General features: G+C 55.5%; 4 protein-coding genes. 2 read left to right on the forward strand and 2 right to left on the reverse strand.

The window, feature by feature from the left end:
- Positions 1-116: 116 nt before the first annotated feature.
- Both AC2VLY_RS11605 and AC2VLY_RS11610 read left to right on the forward strand, forming a co-directional pair.
- The gene (locus AC2VLY_RS11605; RefSeq protein WP_486922321.1) at positions 117-986 is read left to right on the forward strand and encodes a lysophospholipid acyltransferase family protein; all 870 of its coding nucleotides are present in this window, start codon (positions 117-119) and stop codon (positions 984-986) included.
- A gap of 108 nt (positions 987-1,094) precedes the next feature.
- Positions 1,095-1,547 (forward strand): Hsp20/alpha crystallin family protein, encoded by a 453-nt coding sequence (locus AC2VLY_RS11610; protein WP_024894331.1) that lies wholly within the window; start codon positions 1,095-1,097, stop codon positions 1,545-1,547.
- Positions 1,548-1,620: 73 nt separating this feature from the next.
- On the opposite strand, the gene mnmE is transcribed toward AC2VLY_RS11610, so the two are convergent.
- A complete protein-coding gene (gene mnmE / locus AC2VLY_RS11615) occupies positions 1,621-2,979 on the reverse strand; it encodes a tRNA uridine-5-carboxymethylaminomethyl(34) synthesis GTPase MnmE (RefSeq protein WP_486922320.1) in 1,359 nt (452 codons plus the stop codon).
- A gap of 65 nt (positions 2,980-3,044) precedes the next feature.
- The coding region (gene yidC, locus AC2VLY_RS11620) for a membrane protein insertase YidC (protein WP_486894339.1) at positions 3,045-3,778 on the reverse strand (734 nt) is incomplete at its 5' end.

Here is a 3,778-nt window from a genome sequence, read left to right on the forward strand (position 1 = left end):
CAGCGACAAAAGGCCGGTCCCGCGTTTATGATGTGCGCTTTGCGGAACAGATCAGGAATCAGGTGGCTAAATCATCGACGGGATCTTCCAAAGGAAGCTTCGGGCAGCAGTCGCAGGTGTGGATTATTGTCGCATTACTGCGTGGAGCGGCAATCCTGCCGGATTCATGGCGGGCGGTGCTGGGTTCTGCGCTCGGCGATGTCGCCCGGCGGATTATGCGGCGACCCCGCCAGGTGGTGGACGCAAATCTGGCCATTGCTTTTCCCGATCTTTCTTTGGTGCAGCGCCACGATTTGCAACGCCGGCATTTTCGCGCCCTGGGTCAGGCCGCCCTAGAACTGGGACCCCTGTGGTTCTGGCCTTTGCCCCGGGCTTTGGGGCTGATTCGTGAGGTGCGCGGTGTGGAACAGGTGGATGCTGCGCTGGCAGAAGGACGTGGTGTCATTTTGTTTACCGCCCACCTCGGGGCCTGGGAAGCGGCCGTACAATACATTGGTCATCGCTGGCCGGTGACGGTGCTGTATATGGACACCCGCAACCCGGCGTTAAATGCATTGATGGCGGCAGGTCGGAGACGCAGTGGCGCGCGGTTGACGCCCAAGGAAGAGGGCATCCGTCCTCTTTTGCATACGTTGCAGCAGCATCAGGTGGTGGGTATTTTGCCGGACCAGAATGTGGATCCCCGGGAAGGAGACTATGCCCCTTTTTTTGGGCGACCCGCCTGTACCACTCCTTTGCTGGGGCGCCTGGCCCTGCGTCGGCAGAGCCCGGTATTCGGTCTGTTTGCCTACCGTCTGCCCCGTGGTCAGGGATTTCGACTGGAGTTTGTGCCCATGCCTGAAAATTTTCCTGCAGGTGAAGCGGTGGCAGACGCCACGGCCATGAATGCCGTGCTGGAAACCGCCATTCGCAAGGCCCCGGAACAATACTGGTGGGTGCATCGTCGTTTCAAGGATCAGCCGGAGGGCTGGGATTATCCATACTGAATTAATTCTTCAACAATATTTCTCTCAGGGCTTGAAAATGGTTTTTCTCAGCCCCATTAACTGGAGCATGGAGATTAGGTCACCGGGATGAATTAAGGAGATTATTCCATGGTTGATGAAAAGAATTCTTCAGTACAGTCGGTGCGTTCGGTGGATCCGGTAGAGCAGTTTTTTGATTCCCTTTTGCCCGGCGTTTTTCGTCCGGTAAATAACGGTAATCAGAATGGTTCAGTGCGCGCACATATTGCTCATATTGATGTCCTGGACCGGGATAACGAAATAGTCATTCGCGCCGAAGTACCCGGTATGGATAAGGAAAAGCTGGATGTCCAGGTTCATGGTAACCAGGTATATATCAGCGGCAGCAAGGAAGAAAACAAGACGGAAGAAGAAGGCAAGTATATTTATCGTGAACGCCGTTATGGTGATTTTTCACGGACGGTACAGTTGCCTGTTGATGTAGATGCCAGCCAGAGTAAGGCAGCCTATAAAGATGGCGTTCTGGAGTTGGTCTTACCCAAGGCGGAATCTGCCAAAAGACGGAAAATCAGCGTCGAATGAGGTTTAGCAATAGTTGAAAAAATAAAAGGGCTGGAGGGTTATACAGCCCTTTTTATATTATGAAGATCTGCATTTATTTACCGATACAGAAGCGCGAAAAAATCTCTCCGAGAATATCTTCCACATCAATTTTTCCGGTAATTTGCGCCAGGGCATTGGCGGCTTCCCGCAAGGTTTGCGCCAGGATCTCCGGGGGGGCGGCGGTTATTTGCAGGTGTAGCGCATCCGTCACTTTTTCTGTCGTGTCGGCCAGTGCCTCCACGTGGCGCTGCCGGGCACTGAAGGCACAGGCGCTGTTTTCCATGCCCATCTGCAGCATGATTTCTGCTTTCAGGGCATCCAAACCATCTCCCGCCAGCGCAGAAATGGCCAGGCAGGCTTCGTGGGCCGGTGCGTTGGGGAGGCGGGTTACCAGATCCTGCTTGTTCCAGATAATCAGTCTGGGTATGGACGGCAGGGATTCGAGAATAGTCTGGTCTTCGGCTTGCCAGCCGGCGTGGGCGTCCGCAACCAGCAATATCAGCTGGGCACTTTGCAAGATCTGCCGCGCCCGGGAAATGCCTTCCGCCTCTACCACATCTTGTGACTCCCGGAGCCCGGCCGTATCAATGAGTTCTACGGGCAGGCCGTCGAGCAGGATTTCCTCGCGCAGCAAGTCACGGGTAGTTCCGGGAACTGGGGTAACAATGGCCGCATCCCGTTGGGCCAGCGCATTCATCAGGCTGGATTTGCCAACATTGGGGCGACCGGCAAGAATGACGCGGCCACCCCTGGCGAGACGTGCACCTTGCCGGGCTTGCTGTTGCAAGTGAAGCAGCTGCTTCTGCAAGGTTTCGAGACCATGATGAACCGCGCTGTCGTGCGCAGTGCCGAGGTCTTCCTCGCTGAAATCCAGCCCGGCCTCCACCAGGGCAAGAAGTTGCAATAATTGCCCATAGATGGCGTCGACAGCCTTGGAAAAAGCGCCTTCGAGACTTGCCGAAGCGGCACGTACCTGTGCTTCGCTGCGCGCATGAATGAGGTCTGCCACGGCTTCCGCCTGGGCCAGATCCAGACGGCCATGGAGAAAAGCGCGTTCGGTAAACTCACCTGCCCGCGCTGCACGGGCGCCATGAGCGACCGATTCCTGCATCAAGGTGGCCAGTGCCAGAGGACTCCCATGTCCCTGTAATTCGACCACGTCTTCACCGGTATAGCTGTGCGGTGCAGGGAAATAAAGGGTAATACCGTGATCTATGCCCTGGCCATCGCGGCCGTAAAAATGCCGGAAACGGGCATGTCGGGCGGACCAGTTCGGGCTTTCCGGGGCCAGTCCGCAGAGGGCCTTGGCAATGCGCAGGGCGGCTGGACCAGAGAGGCGCAAAATGCCGACGCCCCCCTCTCCGGGCGGCGTCGCAATGGCGACGATGGTATCTCCCTGCTGATAGCGCATCTATAAGAACCTCGCCACGATTCAGGAACCGATGAGACAACCCGGCTGCGAAAAGCCGTGCCGCCCTAGTCTTTGGCGGCCATGATGTGTCGGGTGATCAGATATTGCTGACCAATGGAAACGACGTTGTTGGTCAACCAGTAGAGTACCAGACCTGCCGGGAAAAAAGAGAAAAACACCGCAAAAATGACCGGCAGAGCCGACATGATTTTTTTCTGCATCGGATCGACGGGCGCAGGGTTGAGACGCTGCTGAAAAAACATGGAAATGCCCATGAGCAGCGGCAGGATGTAATAAGGATCGGGCACCGCCAGATCATGAATCCAGAGGATGAAGGGCGCCTGGCGGAGTGATACGCTTTCTACCAGAACCCAGTAAAGGGCAATGAAAAAAGGCATTTGCAGAAGGATCGGCAAACAACCCGCCATCGGATTGACCTTTTCCGTACGGTAGAGCTCCATCATGGCCGCGCCCAGTTTCTGCTTATCATCACCACATTCTTTTTTCAGTTTTTCCAGTTTGGGCTGAAGCTTGCGCATATTGGCCATAGACCGGTAACTGATGGCCGAGGGATAGAAAAATATCGCCTTGATGACAATAACCAAAAGGATAATGGCCAGACCCCAGTTGCCAACCAGACCATGAAACCATTTGAGTACCAGATGCATGGGTTCGGCAATAATGGCAAACCAGCCATAATCCACCGTCTGCTCCAGACCCCGACCCAGTGCCGCCAGGCGACTTTGCTGTTTGGGACCCAGAAAAATCTGCTGGGTAATGGTGGTACTCTGCCCCGGAG

The organism is Acidithiobacillus sp. TH-A36, from assembly GCF_057473445.1.